The sequence below is a fragment of the Pseudoxanthomonas sacheonensis genome (genome assembly GCF_010093305.1).
Classification (GTDB): Bacteria; Pseudomonadota; Gammaproteobacteria; order Xanthomonadales; family Xanthomonadaceae; genus Pseudoxanthomonas_A; species Pseudoxanthomonas_A sacheonensis.
Genome location: NZ_PDWS01000022.1, coordinates 35,296 through 54,895, shown reverse-complemented (window position 1 = coordinate 54,895; position 19,600 = coordinate 35,296). Strand labels below are relative to the sequence as shown.

Here is a 19,600-nt window from a genome sequence, read left to right as displayed (position 1 = left end):
TCCTTACAGCTTGCTGGTGGCGAGCTGCATCGCCAGTTGCGCGATCGAGGGCTCCATGAGGTCGGTCAGCGGCTTCGGCCAGATGCCGATCGCCAGCACGCCCAACGCGAACACCCCGAGCACCAGTATTTCCCGGCCGTTGAGATCCTCCATTTCCGCCACATGCGCGTTGGCCACTTCGCCGTACATCACGCGCTTCACCAGCCACAGGGTGTAGGCCGCGCCGATGATCAGGGTCGAGGCTGCAGTCAGCGCGAGGTACGGATGCTTCTGGAAGCTGGCCACGATGACCATGAACTCGCCGACGAAACCGCTGGTGCCCGGCAGGCCGGCATTGGCCATGCCGAAGAACACGAACAGCACCGCGAACCACGGCATCACGTTGGCCACGCCGCCGTAGTCGCGGATCATGCGCGTATGCATGCGGTCGTACAGCACGCCGACGCAGGAGAACATGGCGCCGGAAACGAAGCCATGCGAGATCATCTGCACCATCGAGCCCTGCAAGGCCAGGCGGGCGCCATCCAGGTTGCCGTGATCGCGGATGAGACCGAACGCGATGAAGATACCCAGGGTCACGAAGCCCATGTGCGAAACCGACGAATAGGCGATCAGCTTCTTCATGTCGTCCTGCACCAGCGCCACCAGGCCCACGTAGACCACGCCGATCAGCGACAGCACGATCACCAGCCAGGCCCATTCGTGGCCTGCGTCGGGCAGGATCGGCAAGGTGAAGCGCAGAAAACCGTAGCCGCCTATCTTCAGCATGATCGCCGCCAGGATCACCGAACCGGCGGTCGGCGCCTCCACGTGCGCATCCGGCAGCCAGGTGTGCACCGGGAACATCGGCACCTTGACCGCGAACGCGATCAGGAAGGCGAAGAACAACCAGGTCTGCTCCTTTGCGTTCAATGACAGCTGGTAGAGATCGGCGAACTGGAAGCTGCCGCCCTTCAGGTACAGGTAGATCAGGCCCACCAGCATCAGCACCGAGCCGAGGAAGGTGTACAGGAAGAACTTGACCGAAGCGTAGATGCGGCGCGGCCCGCCCCAGACGCCGATGATCAGGAACATCGGGATCAGCATCGCCTCGAAGAACACGTAGAACAGCATGGCGTCGGTGGCGCAGAACACGCCGATCATCATGCCTTCCAGGAACAGGAACGCCGCCACGTATTGGCTCACGCGCTTCTCGATCACCGTCCACGCGCCGATCAGCGCCAGCGCCGTGGTCAGCGTGGTCAGCACGATCAGGGCGATGGAAATGCCGTCGGCGCCCAGGTTGTAGCCGATGTCGTAGGCCGGGATCCACGCGTGCGTTTCGACGAACTGCATGCCTGGATCGGCCGGGTTGATGCCGGTCAGAAGACCGATGCTGGCCACGAAGGTCAGCAGCGCCACCACCAGCGCGGTCCAGCGCGCGGCGCGCGCCCGGGCATTGCCCAGCGCGAGGATCAGCGCGCCGCCCAACATGGGCAGCCAGATCAATACACTCAATAAAGGCCAGTTCGACACGTGTTATTAATCCGTCAGTTCAACGCCGCGGCGTTCATTGCCAAAACCGGATGAGCACGGCCAGCAGTGCAATCAGGCCGAGGATCATCGCGAAGGCGTAGTGGTAGAGGAAACCCGATTGGGTGCGTCGCAACAGGTTGGCGGCCATGTCCACCAGCTTGGCGCTGCCGTTGACCGCGACGCCATCGATCACTTTGCTGTCGATGGCGTTCGAGAGATCGCCCAGGGCCACGCCGCCACCGGCGAAACCGCCGATCCACAACGTGTCCATCCAGTACTTCTTGTCCAGGATGTTGGCCAGGAACGCGCCGAGCTTGCTGTGGCGCATGCGCGCCGGCAGTTCCGGGGAGGCGAAGATGTACAACCCGGTCGCTGCCAGGAAACCCGCCAGCGCCAGCCAGAAAGGCAACGCGGTCATGCCGTGCAGAGCGAACTTGACCGGGCCGTGGAACCCTTCCTTCAACGCCATCACCGTGTCGCGCGCCGGGTCCATGAAATCGATCGCCCCACTGAAGAAAGTGAGCGCCTGACCGGGGACCGACGCCGCCACGTGATGGCCCATCCAGTCGGTACCGAACAGCATGGGACCGATGGTGAAGAAGCCGATCGCAATGGAGGGAATCGCCAGCAGGATCAACGGGACGGTCACGACCCACGGAGACTCATGAGGCTCATGGGCGCCATGACCATGATCATCGTGCGCATGGTCGTCATGCGCGTGCGCCTCGTGGCCGTGGCCATGGTCGTCGTGCGCATCGCGGAAGCGCTCCTTGCCGTGGAAGGTCAGGTACAGCAGGCGGAAGCTGTAGAAGCTGGTCACGAACACGCCCCCCAGCACCGCCCAGTAACCGTAGGTCGCAACCCAGCTGTGCGCTTCGTGCGCGTGATGCGCGGCGGCTTCGATGATGGTGTCTTTCGAATAGAAACCGGAGAAGAAAGGCGTGCCCACCAGCGCCAGGGTGCCGATCCACATGGTGATGAAGGTGATCGGCATGTATTTGCGCAGGCCGCCCATCTTGCGCATGTCCTGCTCGTGGTGCAGAGCGATGATCACCGAGCCGGCGCCCAGGAACAGCAGCGCCTTGAAGAACGCGTGGGTCATCAGGTGGAAGATCGCGGCCGAATACGCCGACACGCCCAGCGCCACGGTCATGTAGCCCAACTGCGACAGCGTGGAATAGGCGACCACCCGCTTGATGTCGTTCTGCACGATGCCGATCAGGCCGGTGAAGAACGCGGTGGTGGCGCCGATGAACAGCACGAAATTCAGCGCCGTCTCCGACATCTCGAACAGCGGCGACATGCGCGCCACCATGAAGATGCCGGCGGTGACCATGGTCGCGGCATGGATCAGCGCCGAGATCGGGGTCGGGCCTTCCATCGAGTCGGGCAGCCAGACGTGCAACGGCACCTGCGCGGACTTGCCCATCGCGCCGATGAAAAGGCAGATGCAGATGATCGTGGCCACGCTCCACGGATGCCCGGTGATCACTTGCGCCGTGACGCCTTTCAGCATGGGCGCATTGGCGAACACCGTGGCGTAATCCAGCGTGCCGAACCAGAACAGCACCGCCGCGATGCCCAGCAGGAAGCCGAAGTCGCCGACGCGGTTGACCAGGAAGGCCTTGAGGTTGGCGAAGATCGCGCTGGGGCGCTTGAACCAGAATCCGATCAGCAGGTACGACACCAGACCCACCGCTTCCCAGCCGAAGAACAGCTGCAGGAAGTTGTTGCTCATCACCAGCATGAGCATGGAGAAGGTGAACAGCGAGATGTAGCTGAAGAACCGCTGGTAGCCCGGATCGTCGGCCATGTAGCCGATGGTGTAGACGTGCACCAGCAGCGACACGAAGGTGACCACCACCATCATCATCGCGGTCAGCTTGTCGATCATGAAGCCGACATGCCCGGAATAGTTGCCGATCTGGAAGAAGGTGTAGACGTTCTCGTTGAACGGCGCGGCGCCTCCGACCAGCTGGTAAAGCACCCACCCCGACAATGCGCAGCTGACCGCCACGCCCAGGATGGTGACCCAGTGCGCGCCGGCACGGCCTACCTGCCGTCCGAACAGACCGGCCACGATACTTCCCAGCAACGGCGCCAGCACGATCGCCAGCAGCATGTTCTTGGAGATGATGATTTCCATGCCCGTCATCGGTGCATCAGCCTTTCAAGGAATCGACTTCGGTCACGTTGATCGTGCGCCGGGTACGGAACAGGGTGACCAGGATGGCCAGGCCGATCGCGGCTTCCGCAGCGGCCACGGTCAGGATGAAGAACACGAAGATCTGCCCGTCCGGGTCGCCGAACTGGCGCGAAAAGGCGATGAAATTGATGTTCACCGCCAGCAGCATCAGCTCGATCGACATCAGCAGCACGATGATGTTCTTGCGGTTGAGGAAGATGCCGGCGACGCTGATGCAGAACAGCACCGCGCCCAGCGCGAGCAGGTGGCCCAGGGCGATCATGGCTTGGTCTCCGGTTCGGCCGGCGGCGGCACGATCAGGGTCTCGCGGGTCGGCGTTTCCACCGCCACGTCGATCATGCGCAGGCGGTCGCCGGCCTTCACCCGCGACTGCTCGGCAGGGTTCTGCGTCTTGCTGCCTTCGCGCTTGCGCAGGGTCAGCATCACCGCCGCGATCACCGCCACGGTCAGGATGACGGCCGCGAATTCGAACGGCAGCAGGAATTTGGTGAACAGCGTGCGCGCCAGCCACGCGGTGTTGGAAACGTCGGCCGCCTCGGAGGCCGCATTGGCCGCGTACGGCACGGCCAGCTTGGCCTTGAAGCCGATCAGGGCCAGGATTTCCGCCAGCATGACCACCGCCACCACCAGGCCGACCGGCAGGTAGCGCACCCAACCCTCGCGGAGCTTGACGATATCGATGTCGAGCATCATCACCACGAACAGGAACAGCACCATCACCGCGCCCACGTACACCAGGATCAGCGCCACGCCCAGGAATTCGGCGCCCACCAGCAGCCAGATGCAGGCGATGGAGAAGAAGGTCAGGATCAGGCACAGCACCGCATGCACCGGGTTGCGCACGCTGATCACGCCGCCGGCGGCGACTACCGCGATGGCGGCGAATGCGTAGAAGGAAGCGAGCAGCAGATCCATCGTGACCTCAGCGGAAGGCGGCGTCGGCGGCGCGGCGCTCGGCGATCTCGGTTTCCAACCGGTCCCCGATCGCCAGCAGCTGCGGCTTGGTGACGATGTTCTCGCCACGGTTTTCGAAGTGGTATTCCAGGATGTGGGTTTCCACGATGGAATCCACCGGGCAGCTTTCCTCGCAGAAACCGCAGTAGATGCACTTGAACAGGTCGATGTCGTAGCGGGTGGTGCGGCGGGTGCCGTCCTCGCGCTTTTCCGAATCGATGGTGATGGCCAGCGCCGGGCACACCGCCTCGCACAGCTTGCAGGCGATGCAGCGCTCTTCGCCGTTGGGATAGCGGCGCAGCGCATGCAGCCCGCGGAAGCGCGGCGACTGCGGGAACTTCTCCATCGGGTACATCACCGTGTACTTCGGCTTGAAGGTGTACTTGAAGGTCAGCCACAGGCCCTGGAGCAGCTCCAGCAGCATCAGGCTCTTGAAGTAGTGGGCAACTTTATTCATTACTCAGACGCCCTTCTCGAACACGCCGAAAAACACCATCAATGCGGTAACCGCGATCCAGGCGATGGTCAGCGGAATGAACACCTTCCAGCCCAGGCGCATGATCTGGTCGTAGCGGTAGCGCGGGAAGCTGGCGCGGAACCAGATGAACGCGCTGGCGAAGAAACCCACCTTCAGCAGCAGCCACGGCCAGCCGCCCTGCCATATCCAGTTCACCCACGGCGACACGTCGGCGACAATCCAGCCCTGCAGCGGGCTCAGCCAGCCGCCCATGAAGAACAGCGACACCAGGAAGCTGACCAGGATCATGTTGGCGTATTCGGCCAGGAAAAACAGCGAGAACGCCGCCCCCGAATATTCGACCATGTGGCCGGCGACGATTTCCGATTCGCCTTCGGTCACGTCGAACGGCGCGCGGTTGGTCTCGGCCACGCCGGACACCCAGTACACGATGAACAACGGGAACAACGGCAGCCAGAACCACTCGAACGGACCATTGTTGCCCGCCTGCGCCATCACGATGTCGCTGAGGTTCATGCTGCCCGCCGCGATCAGCACGCCGACCAGGGCGAAGCCCATCGCGATTTCGTAGCTGACTACCTGAGCGGCCGAACGCATCGCGCCCAGGAAAGCGTACTTCGAGTTGGACGCCCAGCCGGCGATGATGATGCCGTACACGCCCAGCGAGGTCATCGCCAGCAGGTACAACAAACCGGCGTTGGCGTTGGACAGCACGACCTTCGCGTCGAAAGGCACCACGGCCCATGCGGCGAAGGCCGGCGCAAGCGTGATCAGCGGTCCAAGGATGTACATGGTCTTCTGTGCCCTGGCAGGCATCAGGACTTCCTTGAACAGCAGCTTGAACACGTCGGCGAAGGCCTGGAAGACGCCCATGCCCACGTACATCGGTCCGTGGCGCACGTGCATCCAGCCGATCAGCTTGCGCTCCCAGACCACGTAGAACGCGACAGCCACGATCACCGGCACCGCGATCAGCAGGATCTTCAGCACGATCCACAGCACAACGCCGATATCGCCGAGCGCGAAGAACCATTCGCGCAGCGGATCGATGGCGTTCAATAGCAACTCGTTCATGCGCCCACCACCGTCACCCGTCCGGCGCCCAACGGCGCGGTCGCGCCATGGCCGCTTTCTATCCAGGCCACGCCCTTTGCCACCCGTTTGTCGATGAAGACCGGCAAGGTCGCCGTGCCATCCGGCGCGCCGACCTTGGCGACCTGACCTTGGCTCAGGCCGGCGGCCTGGGCATCGTCCGGGTTCAAGGTGATGCGCGGCGACACATTGAGCGGGTGCGCTTGCAGCGCTTGCGCACGGCGGACCACGCCGTCGGTGCGATAGATGGCCGCCGTAGCGGCCAACTCAAGGCCTTCGCCCGTTGTCGACGGAGCCGCGGACCTGGCGATGCTGGCCGGCCCGCTGGACTTGCCGACCGCGCGCGCGCCGGCCAGGTCGGTGAATTCGAACGCCGGCAATTGCAATTCGCCGCCGAGCGCACGCAGCACTTTCCAGCCTTCGCGTGCTTCGCCCGGCAGCTTGCCGCCGGCCTGGGTACGCTGTTCGACGCCGTCCAGATTGGTCAGCACCGCTTCGATTTCAGGCAGCGCGCCGATCGGCAGGATCACATCGGCCACGTTGCGCGTGGACTTGCAGGCGAAATGGCTGAAAGCCACGACCTTGGCCGCTTTCAATGCCTTCTGCGCAGCGGCGCCGTCGGCGAAGTCCAGGCCCGGTTCGATGCCGTAGATGACATAGGCCGAACGCGGCTCGGCGAACATGCCGGCAACGTCGCGCTTGGACGGCAGCACGCCCTTGCGCGCCAAGCCAACCGCGTTGGCCCCCTGGGGAATGCGGCAAAGAGCGGCGCCGGTCGCAGCAGCGAATGCTTTGGCGGCAGCACGGATCGATGCGGCCTGCGGATGGTTCTCGGCCAAGCCACCGACGATCAGCACCGGACGGCTGGCGCCCTTCACTGCTTCCAGCAGAGCCGCATCGTTGAGCGCGCCGGCGAAAGCCGACGGTGCGACGATCTGCTTGCCCGCCAGCGTGAACGCGAAGTCGAAATCCACCGGATTGACCGCGTAGACCTTGGCCTTGCGCTGCGTGTTGGCCTTGCGGATGCGCTGGTGCAGCAGCGGCAGTTCGTGACGGATGTTGGTTCCGAGCAGGACGATGGCGTCGGCCTGTTCGATCTCGGCCAGCGGCATGGCGAAGGGTTCGGCCACCGCTCCATCGGAGAAATCGCGGTTGAAGATGCGATGGTCGATGTTGCCGCTGCCCAGCGCTTCGGCCAGACGCGCCAGCAGGCTGCCTTCGTCGTTAGGCGTGGCAGGATGCGCCAGCACGCCCAGCGCATCGCCTTGGTTGGCACGCAGGATTTCGGCGGCTGCGGCCAGACCTTCGGCCCAGGACACTTCTTTCCAATCTTCGCCGACTTTCAGCAGCGGCTTGACCGCGCGGTCTTCGGCGTACAAACCCTGGTGCGAATAGCGGTCGCGGTCGGACAACCAGCACTCGTTCACCGCTTCGTTGTCGCGCGGCACGGTACGCAGGATTTCGCCGCGGCGCACATGGGTGAACAGATTGGAGCCCATCGCATCGTGGTAACCGACGGATTCGCGCGCAATCAGTTCCCACGGACGTGCGCGGAACTGGAACACCTTGTTGGTCAGCGCACCGACCGGGCACACGTCCACGACATTGCCGGAAAGCTCGGTGGTCAGCGGCTTGCCGTCGTAGGTGCCGATCTGCAGATTCTCGCCGCGGTACATGCCGCCCAGCTCGTAGGTGCCGGCGATGTCCGCGGTGAAGCGCACGCAACGCGTGCACTGGATGCAGCGTGTCATCTCGGTGGCGACCAGCGGACCGATGTCCTCGTCCGGCACCACGCGCTTGCGTTCCTGGAAACGGCTGACCGAACGGCCGTAACCCAGCGACAGGTCCTGCAGCTCGCACTCGCCGCCCTGGTCGCAGATCGGGCAGTCCAGCGGATGGTTGATCAGCAGGAACTCCATCACGTTGCGCTGCGACTTCAAGGCCTTGTCGCTGCGCGTGGCGATCTTCATGCCGTCCATCACCGGCGTGGCGCAGGCCGGCGCGGGCTTGGGCATCTTTTCCACTTCCACCAGGCACATGCGGCAGTTGGCGGCGATGGCCAGCTTGTCGTGGTAGCAGAAACGCGGGATCGGAATGCCGGCCTTGTCGGCGGCCTGGATGATCATCGAGCCCTTGGGTGCGGCCAGTTCCACGCCGTCGATGAAGACGGTGACGTGGTCGGGCGCGAGATTCGGGTTGACGGGTTGCGCACTCATGCGGCGCGCTCCTCGGCAACGCGATCGTACTTCTCATCGACGATGGAACGGCCGTTGAGGATGAAATACTCGAACTCGTTCCAGTAGTGGCGCAGCATACCCTGCACCGGCCACGCCGCGGCTTCGCCGAAAGCGCAGATGGTGTGGCCTTCGATCTGCCCTGCGGAAGCCTTCAGCGTATTCAAATCTTCCAGCGTGGCCTTGCCTTCCACCACACGGGTGATCATGCGGTACATCCAGCCGGTGCCTTCGCGGCACGGCGTGCACTGGCCGCAGGACTCGGCGTAATAGAAGCGCGCGATGCGCTGGCAGGCGCGGACCATGCAGGTGGTTTCGTCCATGACGATGACCGCGCCCGAGCCCAGGCCGGAGCCGGCTTTCTGGATGCTGTCGTAGTCCATGGTCAAGCCCATCATGGTCTCGCCCGGCAGCACCGGCATCGAAGAACCGCCCGGGATCACCGCTTTCAGTTTGTGCCCGTTGCGGATGCCGCCAGCCATTTCCAGCAATTCGGAGAACGGCGTGCCTAGACGGATTTCGTAGTTGCCCGGACGCGCGACATGGCCGGACACCGAGAAGATCTTCGGGCCGCCGTTGTTCGGCTTGCCCAGATTGAGGAACCACTCGGCGCCGTTGCGGATGATCGCCGGCACCGAGGCGTAGGTCTCGGTGTTGTTGATGGTGGTCGGCTTGCCGTACAGGCCGAAGTTGGCCGGGAACGGCGGCTTGAAGCGCGGCTGGCCCTTCTTGCCTTCCAGCGATTCCATCAGCGCGGTCTCTTCGCCGCAGATGTAGGCGCCGGCGCCCAGCGCGTTGTAGATGTCGATGTCGATGCCGGAACCCAGCACGTTCTTGCCCAGCCAGCCGTGCTGGTAGGCCTCGGCGGTGGCCTCTTCCAGGTGCTCGAAGGGTTCGTGGTGGAACTCGCCGCGCAGATAGTTGTAGGCCGCAGTGGAACCGGTCGCATAGCAGGCGATAGCCATGCCTTCGATCACCGCGTGCGGGTTGTAGCGCAGGATGTCGCGGTCCTTGGCGGTGCCGGGTTCGGACTCGTCGGAATTGCAGAGGATGTACTTCTGCATGTCGCCCTTGGGCATGAAGCTCCACTTCAGGCCAGTGGGAAAGCCTGCGCCGCCGCGGCCGCGCAGGCCGGACTGCTTGACCATCTCGACCACGTCGGCCGGCGCGATCTTCTCTTCGATGATCTTACGCAGCGCGCTGTAGCCGCCGGTCTTCAGGTAGTTCTCGTACGACCACGGCTTGTCGAAATGCAGCGTGGTGTAGACCACCTGGTGCTCTTTCGGTGCGGGGCCGACCGGGCCGTAGCCTTCGGAGGCGTGTGGGTGATGTGCCATGCGCTTATTCCAACCCGTCCAGCAGTTCGTCCACTTTCGCGGGCGTGAGCTTCTCGTGGTAATGGCCGTTGATGACGACCACCGGCGCGCCGCAGCAAGCGGCCACGCATTCTTCTTCGCGCTTCAGGTAGACGCGGCCGTCGGCGGTGGATTGACCCAGCTTGCAGCCGAGTTTCTTCTCCGCATGCGCGACCAGGTCTTCGGCGCCGTTCAACCAGCAGCTGATGTTGGTGCAGAAGGCTACGTTGTTGCGGCCCACCTGCTTGGTCTCGAACATCGAGTAGAAGCTGGCGACCTCGTAAGCCCAGACCGGCGGCAATTCCAGGTATTTGGCGACGGCGACGATCAGCTCGTCGCTGAGCCAGCCGGCGTTCTGTTCCTGCGCCGCATGCAGACCCTGCAGCACGGCCGAACGTTTGCGGTCCGGCGGAAACTTGGCCAGCCAGTGGTCGATGTGCGCGCGCGTCTTGTCGTTCAACGCGACCAGCGGATCGACATCGCGAGCCGCTTCGAAATTACCCGTGGCCCTCATGGCTTGAAATCCGGGAATGGGGAATGGGGAATGGGGAAGAGCAAAGAAGCACTAGCACGCATCGACAGGTTTGACAGTTGGACAGCAATAGCGAGGCGTCCGCGCACGACCAAGCTACCGGTTCCCGATTCTCGATTCCGGATTCCCAGCTTCACCGGTCCACCTCACCAAAAACGAGATCGTAGGTGCCGATCATGGCCACGACGTCCGGCAGCATGTGGCCGCTGACGACGTGGTCCATCGACGAAAGATGGGCGAAGCCCGGTGCGCGCAAATGCACGCGGAAGGGTTTGTTGGCACCGTCGGAAACCAGATAGCAGCCGAATTCGCCCTTGGGCGCTTCGACCGCGGCATAGGTTTCGCCGGCAGGCACGCAATAGCCTTCGCTGAACAATTTGAAGTGGTGGATCAGCGCTTCCATGTCGTCCTTCATCTCCTCGCGGGACGGCGGAGCGACCTTGAAGTTCTGCACCATCACCGGACCCGGATTGGCCTTCAGCCACTTCACGCACTGGGCGATGATGCGGTTGGACTGGCGCATTTCGGCCACGCGCACCAGATAACGGTCGTAGCAATCGCCGTTGGTGCCGACCGGAATCTCGAAATCGACCGTGTCGTACTTCGCGTACGGCTGCTTCTTGCGCAGGTCCCAGGCCACGCCGGAACCGCGCAGCATCGCGCCGGTCATGCCCCAGGCGCGCGCTTCGTCCGGCGTTATCACGCCGATGCCGACAGTGCGCTGCTTCCAGATGCGGTTGTCGGTGAGCAGGGTTTCGTATTCGTCGACGCGCTTGGGGAATTCGTTGGTGAAATCCTCAAGGAAGTCGAGCAGCGAGCCTTCGCGCGCGGCATTGAAGCGCTTCAGCGCCTTGCCCTTGCGCCAGGGCGATTCCTTGTACTTGGGCATGTGGTCCGGCAGGTCGCGGTACACGCCGCCCGGACGGTAGTAAGTGGCGTGCATGCGCGCGCCGCTGACCGCTTCGTAGCAATCCATCAGTTCTTCGCGCTCGCGGAAGGCGTACAGCATCACCGCCATCGCGCCCAGGTCCAGGCCGTTGGAGCCGACCCACATCAGGTGGTTCAGGATGCGGGTGATTTCGTCGAACATGGTGCGGATGTACTGGGCGCGCTCCGGCGCCTGGATGCCCATCAGCCGCTCGATCGCAAGCACGTAGGCATGTTCGTTGCACATCATCGACACGTAGTCGAGACGATCCATGTAGCCGATCGACTGGTTGAACGGCTTGCTCTCGGCCAGCTTCTCGGTGCCACGGTGCAGCAGCCCGATGTGCGGATCGGCACGGACCACGGTCTCGCCGTCCATTTCCAGGATCAGGCGCAGCACACCGTGCGCGGCCGGGTGCTGGGGGCCGAAGTTCAACGTGTAGTTGCGGATTTCCTGACGGCTTTCGGCAGGATTGCTGGCGAAGGCGACGCCGGATTGCTGCGCGGTCACTTGGCGGGCTCCCTCAGGGCGGCTTCGCCAGCCGCAGTGGCGTAGCGGGCGTCGTCGCGGATCACGCGCGGCACGCCGACGCGGGGTTCGACCGAAGTCACCGGTTCGTAGATCACGCGCTTCTTCTCTTCGTCGTAGCGGACTTCCACGTTACCGATCAGCGGGAAATCCTTGCGGAACGGATGGCCGACGAAACCGTAGTCGGTCAGGATGCGGCGCAGGTCCGGGTGGCCCTGGTAAAGGATGCCGAACAGATCGAACGCCTCGCGCTCGAACCAGTTGGCGCCCGGCCAGATGTCGGTGACCGAGGCCACCATCGGCAGTTCGTCGTTGGCGGCGTAGCAACGCACGCGCAACAGGCGGTTGTGCCGGTAGGAGCGCAGATGGGCGACGGTGGCGAAGCGGTGCTCCGGGCCTTCGCCGCGTGGACGGTTTTCCCAGGTGAAGCGGCCCGGGCCGAAGCCCAGTTCGACGCCGCGGCTGAAGCCTTCGGAAGAGACGTTGGCGGTTTCCCACTCGTCGCTGCCGTAGCCCAGATAGTCCACGCCGCACAGGTCCACCAGTTGCTCGAAACCGAAGTCGTCGCGCAGCGAAAGGCAGGCGGCGTGCCAACTGTCGGCAGGCACTTCCAGCGTCACTTCACCGCGCGCTTCGGCGATGCTGAGGATCGCGTCCGGAAAACGCGCCTGCAGTTGTTCGATGTAGGTTGCAGCTTGCTCGGCCATGGGGGCGTGGCGTGCTCGGTAATAAGTAGGGATGGATCAGCGTGCGATGGTCTGCGTGCGCCAGATTTTCTTCTGCAGCTGCAGGATGCCGTAGACCAGCGCTTCTGCGGTCGGCGGGCAGCCCGGCACGTAGACATCGACGGGCACGATGCGGTCGCAGCCGCGCACCACCGAATACGAATAATGGTAATAGCCGCCGCCATTGGCGCAACTGCCCATCGAGATGACCCACTTCGGTTCCGGCATCTGGTCGTAGACCTTGCGCAGCGCCGGGGCCATCTTGTTGACCAGGGTGCCGGCCACGATCATCACGTCGGACTGGCGCGGCGACGGGCGGAACACCACGCCATAGCGGTCCAGGTCCAGACGCGAGGCGCCGGCATGCATCATTTCCACCGCGCAGCAGGCCAGGCCGAAGGTCATCGGCCACATCGAGCCGGTGCGCGCCCAGTTCATCAGCGCATCGACGCTGGTGGTCACGTAGCCTTTTTCCAGCAGCGGGTTTTCGCCTTCGGGCCGCAGGATGTCGTCCACCCGCCCTTCCGGGATCGGGTTGGTCATCAGGCGATCGATGGTTTGGATCACTCCCATTCCAGGGCTCCCTTCTTCCAGACGTAGATGAAACCGAGGAACAGCATGCCCACGAACAGGCCCATGGTGACCAGCGCGCGCGCCCCCAGCTCCTGCCAGACCAGGGTCCAGGGCACGATGAAGATGATTTCCAGGTCGAAGACGATGAACTGGATGGCGATGAGGTAATAGCGCACGTCGAACTTCATGCGCGCGTCTTCGAAGGCCTCGAAGCCGCATTCGTACGGGGAGAGCTTCTGCGCGTCGGGACGACGGGGGCCGAGGAACCGTCCTATCACCATCAGCGAAACGCCGATGCCGGTAGCGACGATCAGGAACAACAGGGTCGGCAGGTATTCGGCCAGCACGCGTGGTCCTCGGTTGGTTGGCCTGCGGAATGCGCGCGCCGGTGCGCGCACGGGTTCCGCCGGATTCGCGTTTTCCCTCACAAGTCCGCGCGTCGGCACGGGGGCTTCGAGAAGAATTCGCATCTTGGTGCCCAAGAGGGGTGTCTCGTGGGAGCCGCGCATTGTAGCCGGAGGGGGTCATTGAACGCCAACCCTTGCTATTGCTGGCGATGTCGGAATTCCGGCATCGGCTCACTTCCGCCCCAATCTGTGGATAAGTGCCCTACCCCGGGTTCCATTACGCCAGCGGCTACGCCACGATGCCGCCATGGCGTCCATCCGAAAGCGCGGGGCAACCTGGCGCGTAGAACTCTACAAGGGCGGCAAGCGCGAGTCCGCCAGCTTTCCGACCAAGCAACAGGCCGCCGCATGGGCAACCCAGCGCGAGGCCGAACTCACTGGCGAGCGCCTACCGGACAAGTCGGTCAAGGACGCATTGCAGCGGTTTTCAGAGGAGGTATCGGCGGGCCGCAAGGGCAAGAAGTGGGAGCAGGCCCGGCTATTGGCGATGGAGCGCGATCCGCTGGCGTCTGTGCGCCTTCCCGTGCTTCGGGCGGCCGATATAGCCGAATGGAAGCAGCGCCGCTTGCTGGACGTTACAGGGCCATCCGTGCGCCGGGAAATGAACCTTCTGCTGTCCGTGCTCGAGCTGGCGACGACCGAGTGGGGCTGGCTCCGGGCGAACCCGGCTCGAGGAGTGAAGAAGCCGCCCCATGCGCCCAGCCGGAAACGGCGGATCACAGAGGACGAAATCGAGCGCGTAACGCTGGCCCTGGGCCTGACTGACCTGGAATCGGAGACGGCCGCCCAGCGTACCGGCTTGGCCTTCCTGTTCGCGCTCGAGACGGCTATGCGTGCGGGGGAGATATTGGGCCTGACGTGGCCCGACGTTGGCGCGAAGTCGGCCCGATTGCCGGACACGAAGAATGGGGATGCTCGCGTGGTCCCCTTGTCGGCGCGGGCGCGAGAGATACTGGCCGCCCTGCCCCGCGATCAACCCACGGTGTTCAACCTGGATGCCGGGAGCCGGGACACCCTTTGGCGGCAGGCCCGAGATTCGGCAAAGCTGGGCGACCTGCACTTCCACGACAGCCGGGCCGAGGCGATTTGGCGACTGTCGAAGAAGCTGGACGTGATGGAGCTGGCCCGGATGATCGGCCACCGGGATTTGAGGAGCCTGCTGATCTACTACAACACCGACCCCGACGACCTCGCCGACCGGCTCTAGCCCCTCCCCCAGCTCACGGGGGCATTGCGCGGTTGAGCGGCCTATGGCCCGCGCTGGGCACGGTTAATTTACCCGAAATCACCGGGTAATTATCTGGGGGTAATCTGAAAATTAGCTGGGAATTATCCGCGATGGGGTGTAGGGGGTTTCCTCAATCCGGCACAAAGCACTCAATCTTGATCACCGCGAACCCGTTGGACGCGAACTCGCTGTAGCCGCTGGCATCCACTGTCGCCACGTCGTTTCCGCCGCTTCCAAGAAAAGCGCCGTTGGCTGCGTTGCCGTAGAACGTGCGGCCAGAAACCATGTAGATAGCGACGACCAGCACATCGCCGGAGCCGACCACCAGGTCTATCGCGTCGGTCACCCTCTCGTCGTTCGCCGGGATCGTGACGCCGGCACTGCCAGAGAATGCGCCGGTCTCCGGAGTCGTGGCGAAGTCGTAGAAGTTCCCCGAGGCCGCCTGTTGGCCGACTGTGATCGCGCCGACCACCATTGCGTTGCCCGGCGACGACCTGACCGTTACCCGGACCTTCGTGCAGGGGGTAAGGGATCCGGAAGGAACGACCTGGCGAATGGTGCTGTCGTCGGGTATGCCGGATTCAGCGGTGACGTTTTGTATGGTGAAGGGAACCCAGGTGCCGGAGGGTGGGGGCGTTCCTCCACCGGATCCACCAGCGAACACCCCGGGCATCATGCCGCCACCGTCTGGCCGATCACGTCTCCGGCGCTGCTGGTGGTCATGACGACGGTGACGGACATGGCCGCGTCTAGAGTGAGCGTGCCGCCTGCGGGCGCGGTCAAGGTAACGCCGGTTCCGATCAACGTCAGCGCCGCCGTCGCGCGGATGTTGTAGACCTCGCCTGCCGCGTAGCCTTCGGCGTTGTCGAACGTCACGTCGTCGGCACAGCGGTTGTAGTGGTCTCTCCCTGCGTCTGTCGCCGGGTCCATTGTGGTCGCGCTGGCATAAGTGTTTATGGTGACAGTCGAAGAGCCACCCGCGACGACCTCCCATGCGCCATCCTTGCGCCCGTAGGTGTTGCCGTCGCTGGGAGCATCTGAGAGCCCGGCACCTTTGCCTCGCTGCGTGAAATAGTTCGTGCCGTCGCTGACGATGCGAACGCCCTGGTCAGTGGCCAGCGCCAAGGACGATGCGCCATCGATCGTGCTTGTCGTGGGTGTTATGGTCAGCGTGCCAGCTCCAGTGTTCTGCACATCCATCCACCAGCCAGACGGAAAATCAGTCGAGTCCGCTTCGGGCAGCGTCCCGGCGATCGACGCGGCATTGGCATGGGTTACCAACTTGGCCTTGTCGCCTGTCACATAGGTGTAGCTGGTGCCGGTCTGTGCGTTCACCAGCTGAATCGCTAAGCCGAGCGGAGTGGTTCTCTTATCTACTCCACCTTGTGTGATCGGGATGATCTCCGATCCATCCAACGGGCTAGCGGCAGGATTGGTTGCGAAAGTTGCCATCAGTTGATGATCCTGTAATAGGTGGAACCGGATTCGTTGACGTACTGATCGCCGGATTCATTGACATAGGCCTCAACGATCTGTGGGCCGGTGAATAACGGCGAGAACGTGACTTCATAGACCGCGTTGTTGTCTGGCGAGGTCCCGAATGTGACTGGACGGAACTTGATTGATCGACCGGCCAGATTGATATCCAAAGGCAAGAAGTAAACGTTCTCCAGCTGCACGAACCGATCTCCCTGGAGATGCGCCGCGGCAGTGGTCCCCAGCCGTGCACGGCCAAGGTCAGTCAAGTTGTACTTGTCCACCTCAGTCTCATCTGAGGTCTGGAACTGCAACATCTCGGCTACGCCGGAAGTTACGACTGCGCATGGATTGCCGCCGTCTGCGAACTTGTCGGATGTGATACTGCTGAGCTGGCCGCCGTGCACCGCAACACTGAGTATGTCAGTAAAGAGGACGCCGATTGGAGCCGTCAGGTAGCCCATCACCGAGGACTGGGTCATCGAGGCGATAGCTGTCGTCCAGGTTGCCTCATCGTCGATAGACATCTGCAGCAAGCATCCGGCCCAGGAATCAAGCAGGCCGTCTACCGCTATGTACATGCCAGGGGAATTGTCCTTCGATCGCAACCTCGGCAAGTTCATAGCGGCGAACAACGTTACGCCACCCAGGCTGGTAGGTGGAGAAGTTGGTGCCGGTGCCGGGGTAGCGGTGACAGCCGACGTATACGCGCTCTGGCGGTCGTACAGCGCCTTTATGCGGAGCTCTCCGTCCAGCAGGCCATATTCAGCGGCGATGTATCGCTTGCCATCCAGCGCGAACGGAGACCCCGCAACCAGCTTCAAATAGACGGCTTGGTTTGTCGCATAGGGCAACGAAAACTCGCGGAAGCCCTGAGCCCTGGCACCGGCTATTTTCCGCCCCTTGGCGGCAAGCTGACGCGCCGTATCAGGCATCATGACAACACCGACTTGCATGGACTCCTGGCCCAACGAAGCACTGTCCGGACTGTTACTTTGATCTGTCTGAGGCCGTGCTATGTAATCCTGTGTCGGATCAATGGTTGTGACACTAAGCGAGCGCGGGAACTCGACTTGTTGTTCTCGGGTATCCTTGTCGGCCTCACTTCCGTCTATGAAATCTTGGGAGTCGACGACAATCTCGATATCCTCACCCATCTTGTGAAAGCGTAGTTTCGCGTCATACTCGCTTCCATAGCTGGTGAATCCAGTCATCAACGGGCGTAGGCAATCCGCTGCGTTATAAGACTGGAGGATTGGATACCCAAGAAGCTCTTGGTCCATATCGACGACGTCTATGTCATCCTCTGACAGGCCACCGCGCAACGAAATTCGCGTGATGGCTGTGGCGACTGTGACTGTGTTGTTAGTCAACGTCGTAGTCGAATAGGTCTGCTCGAACGCATTGAAAATAGTAGTTGGATAATCCGTTGGATAGACTAATCCAGCTGGCATGGTTCCTGCAGTAACGGCAGCATCGTATGCAGATTCCCAGAATGCTTCGGTGTTGTCTGCATCAGTCAAATCAATAATTGGCCCTAAGGTCTTATGTACCAACAGGAGAAAATCTCCCGCCCCGGACGTGCTCTCTTCTCGCAATGCGAGATAATCGCCAGAAACCGGGGTGTAACTGGCGATCGGTGATACCACTCCATCACAATCGATCATATATCCTGGAACATCAGGAAGCTGGACAGGAACTCCCAGCAGACACGGATCACCTATAGGAGGGTCGTCAGGCGGCTTAGCCGACCTCGAGACAGAAATGCAGTACGGATAATAGCCGGCTACGCAATTGGGAAAGTCGCAATTAGCGAAAATCAGAAGGTTCTGCGCCGCTGCGTCATCGAAACTCATCTTCTTTAGAACAGTGCCGTTCCATGCCATTGACCAGTCTTCGGAAAGAGGGCACATATCATCAGTGGGTGCGACGTCGTTTAATGTTTGCGGCTGCTCAAACTGATATAGGAGGACGACGCGAGCGAAATCTGTGATGTCAGGCTGCTCAGCAACGCGGTTGCTTTTGACTGGGTTTCCGCTAGTGTTATTGCCACCTATGTTTCCTGCATTTTCCTGCGTTGTTGCCGCATACCCCATGTAGAGCGACGGAGCCTGCATCCCAGTTTCATCCTCGAACCATTCATTGCATTCAGAGATGCTTGTGAAATAGTCGGACTGGATAGCTCCATCGGGGCCCTGCCAAAACGCACGATAGCTGTAAAAGCTCGGAAGAGAGGCCAGTGGCCAGTCATCATTTTTGAAGTTTCCATATACCGGGCCAGCAAGGGATGTTACTTCAGTGGTAACTTCTTCCCCAGCACCGACCATGACGAATTCATAAACCGGGATACGCTCGCCGTACTGCGACAGGTTGATGTCCCGGGCGACCATCGTGTAAACACCACGATAGGCAGGAGTATTGCCCACACCCGTGATCGCTTCCATCGTCGGATCTGGTAGCTGTGATTCATTGCCATCGTAGAACGTATGATTGCGAAGGAACTTTGCATTCTCGGCCGAGAAATTCTTGTCAGGCCGCATGTCATAGACGATCTTTCCGTCTACCTTCACAATGAGCACGCCGGTCATGAGGCTATTACGGTGCTCACTTGATTCGCATATCAGGATGCAGTAGTCCTGGTGCGCTTCGAAGGTGTTGACCTCTGTGCCTGAGCCCTTACCGTCGTCGGTCTTCTTTACCTCGCGACGCGGACTGATCTGGACAATGTTGCCCTGCACCCACCCAGCGGTTCCGATGATCCAGGGGATGGGCTGACCTTCCTGAGAGGTCTGCGCCGCGCCGTCGCCGATGTGCGGACCGTTGACCTGGGTGGGCGAGATCCACCCACCGATCATGCCGCCGATCATTGCGCCTAGTTGTGGCGCACCAAAGAACGCTCCGACTACGAAGCCTACCGCTGCGCCTATCTGTGCGCCGCTCATGGGCGGAACGCCGCGACGAGATCAGCGTGATAGCCAGCCAAGCCGTGCTCAGCGACGTACTTGTTCTCGGCATGCACATGAAGCAATCCGAGCCGGCCGCCTCCAAGGTCCGTGACAATCCCTACATGCCGAGGGGCGCCGTGGAATCGCATCAAGACCACGTCGCCTGGCTGGATAGACTTCAGCGGCACAGGACCTCCCATGTTGCGGACCATTGCCTCATACAGCCCGTCCTTGTGTGGTTCTGTGCCATAGGCGTGGATGTCCCAGATGGGCCGACCGATCTGCTGCATCGCCCACTGCGGGAGTCCAGCGCAGTCGAGCCCGATAGCGGGGTTACGGCCCTGATGACGGAATCGCACGCCCATACAAGAGCGCGCAGCAGCTACGAATGCCGCTGATTCCTCAGCAGTCAGTGGCGGCCCTA

At 62.2% G+C, this 19,600-nt stretch carries 18 protein-coding genes; 1 reads left to right on the top strand and 17 read right to left on the bottom strand.

Annotated features, from left to right (window positions below; all coding sequences use genetic code 11):
• Nucleotides 1–3: 3 nt before the first annotated feature.
• The 13 genes from CSC73_RS16575 to CSC73_RS16515 form a co-directional block, all read right to left on the bottom strand.
• Nucleotides 4–1,515, bottom strand: a complete 1,512-nt coding sequence (locus tag CSC73_RS16575; protein WP_163842644.1) for an NADH-quinone oxidoreductase subunit M — start codon at nt 1,513–1,515, stop codon at nt 4–6.
• 34 nt (nt 1,516–1,549) lie between these two features.
• Nucleotides 1,550–3,661, bottom strand: a complete 2,112-nt coding sequence (gene nuoL / locus CSC73_RS16570; protein ID WP_163842642.1) for an NADH-quinone oxidoreductase subunit L — start codon at nt 3,659–3,661, stop codon at nt 1,550–1,552.
• Between the two features lie 16 nt (nt 3,662–3,677).
• Nucleotides 3,678–3,983 carry an NADH-quinone oxidoreductase subunit NuoK gene (nuoK, locus tag CSC73_RS16565; RefSeq protein ID WP_093280416.1) on the bottom strand — a complete coding sequence of 102 codons (306 nt, stop codon included), beginning with the start codon at nt 3,981–3,983 and terminating at the stop codon, nt 3,678–3,680.
• The gene (locus CSC73_RS16560; protein ID WP_093280417.1) at nt 3,980–4,636 is read right to left on the bottom strand and encodes an NADH-quinone oxidoreductase subunit J; all 657 of its coding nucleotides are present in this window, start codon (nt 4,634–4,636) and stop codon (nt 3,980–3,982) included. The genes nuoK and CSC73_RS16560 overlap by 4 nt, the downstream gene beginning before the upstream one ends.
• A gap of 7 nt (nt 4,637–4,643) precedes the next feature.
• On the bottom strand, nt 4,644–5,132 hold the full coding sequence (gene nuoI / locus CSC73_RS16555; protein ID WP_093280418.1) for an NADH-quinone oxidoreductase subunit NuoI: 489 nt from the start codon (nt 5,130–5,132) through the stop codon (nt 4,644–4,646).
• Between the two features lie 3 nt (nt 5,133–5,135).
• The gene (nuoH, locus tag CSC73_RS16550; RefSeq protein WP_163842639.1) at nt 5,136–6,227 is read right to left on the bottom strand and encodes an NADH-quinone oxidoreductase subunit NuoH; all 1,092 of its coding nucleotides are present in this window, start codon (nt 6,225–6,227) and stop codon (nt 5,136–5,138) included.
• On the bottom strand, nt 6,224–8,461 hold the full coding sequence (nuoG, locus tag CSC73_RS16545; protein WP_163842637.1) for an NADH-quinone oxidoreductase subunit NuoG: 2,238 nt from the start codon (nt 8,459–8,461) through the stop codon (nt 6,224–6,226). Before nuoG ends, nuoH begins: the two co-directional genes overlap by 4 nt.
• Entirely contained in the window at nt 8,458–9,816 is a 1,359-nt protein-coding gene (nuoF, locus tag CSC73_RS16540; RefSeq protein WP_163842634.1) for an NADH-quinone oxidoreductase subunit NuoF, read from the bottom strand. The genes nuoG and nuoF overlap by 4 nt, the downstream gene beginning before the upstream one ends.
• Nucleotides 9,817–9,820: 4 nt before the next feature.
• Nucleotides 9,821–10,348: an NADH-quinone oxidoreductase subunit NuoE gene (nuoE, locus tag CSC73_RS16535; RefSeq protein ID WP_163842632.1), complete on the bottom strand. Its 528-nt coding sequence runs from the start codon at nt 10,346–10,348 to the stop codon at nt 9,821–9,823.
• Between the two features lie 151 nt (nt 10,349–10,499).
• Nucleotides 10,500–11,804: an NADH-quinone oxidoreductase subunit D gene (locus tag CSC73_RS16530; protein WP_163842629.1), complete on the bottom strand. Its 1,305-nt coding sequence runs from the start codon at nt 11,802–11,804 to the stop codon at nt 10,500–10,502.
• Nucleotides 11,801–12,529 carry an NADH-quinone oxidoreductase subunit C gene (locus CSC73_RS16525; protein ID WP_163842626.1) on the bottom strand — a complete coding sequence of 243 codons (729 nt, stop codon included), beginning with the start codon at nt 12,527–12,529 and terminating at the stop codon, nt 11,801–11,803. The genes CSC73_RS16530 and CSC73_RS16525 overlap by 4 nt, the downstream gene beginning before the upstream one ends.
• A 36-nt stretch (nt 12,530–12,565) precedes the next feature.
• Nucleotides 12,566–13,120, bottom strand: a complete 555-nt coding sequence (locus CSC73_RS16520) for a NuoB/complex I 20 kDa subunit family protein (RefSeq protein WP_093280426.1) — start codon at nt 13,118–13,120, stop codon at nt 12,566–12,568.
• Nucleotides 13,111–13,467 (bottom strand): NADH-quinone oxidoreductase subunit A, encoded by a 357-nt coding sequence (locus CSC73_RS16515; protein ID WP_093280427.1) that lies wholly within the window; start codon nt 13,465–13,467, stop codon nt 13,111–13,113. Before CSC73_RS16515 ends, CSC73_RS16520 begins: the two co-directional genes overlap by 10 nt.
• 307 nt (nt 13,468–13,774) lie before the next feature.
• Here CSC73_RS16515 and CSC73_RS16510 point away from each other — a divergent pair, with 307 nt between their 5' ends.
• Nucleotides 13,775–14,734, top strand: a complete 960-nt coding sequence (locus CSC73_RS16510; protein ID WP_163842624.1) for a tyrosine-type recombinase/integrase — start codon at nt 13,775–13,777, stop codon at nt 14,732–14,734.
• A 151-nt stretch (nt 14,735–14,885) separates the two neighbouring features.
• Here the strand turns inward: CSC73_RS16510 and CSC73_RS16505 are convergent, their stop codons facing one another.
• The 4 genes from CSC73_RS16505 to CSC73_RS16490 are packed head-to-tail and all read right to left on the bottom strand — an operon-like array spanning nt 14,886 to nt 19,541.
• Nucleotides 14,886–15,431: a hypothetical protein gene (locus CSC73_RS16505; RefSeq protein WP_163842621.1), complete on the bottom strand. Its 546-nt coding sequence runs from the start codon at nt 15,429–15,431 to the stop codon at nt 14,886–14,888.
• A complete protein-coding gene (locus tag CSC73_RS16500; RefSeq protein ID WP_163842618.1) occupies nt 15,428–16,207 on the bottom strand; it encodes a hypothetical protein in 780 nt (259 codons plus the stop codon). The genes CSC73_RS16505 and CSC73_RS16500 overlap by 4 nt, the downstream gene beginning before the upstream one ends.
• Nucleotides 16,207–19,173: a GTA baseplate fiber-binding domain-containing protein gene (locus CSC73_RS16495; RefSeq protein ID WP_163842615.1), complete on the bottom strand. Its 2,967-nt coding sequence runs from the start codon at nt 19,171–19,173 to the stop codon at nt 16,207–16,209. The genes CSC73_RS16500 and CSC73_RS16495 overlap by 1 nt, the downstream gene beginning before the upstream one ends.
• Nucleotides 19,170–19,541 (bottom strand): NlpC/P60 family protein, encoded by a 372-nt coding sequence (locus tag CSC73_RS16490; protein WP_163842612.1) that lies wholly within the window; start codon nt 19,539–19,541, stop codon nt 19,170–19,172. The genes CSC73_RS16495 and CSC73_RS16490 overlap by 4 nt, the downstream gene beginning before the upstream one ends.
• Nucleotides 19,542–19,600 lie beyond the last annotated feature (59 nt).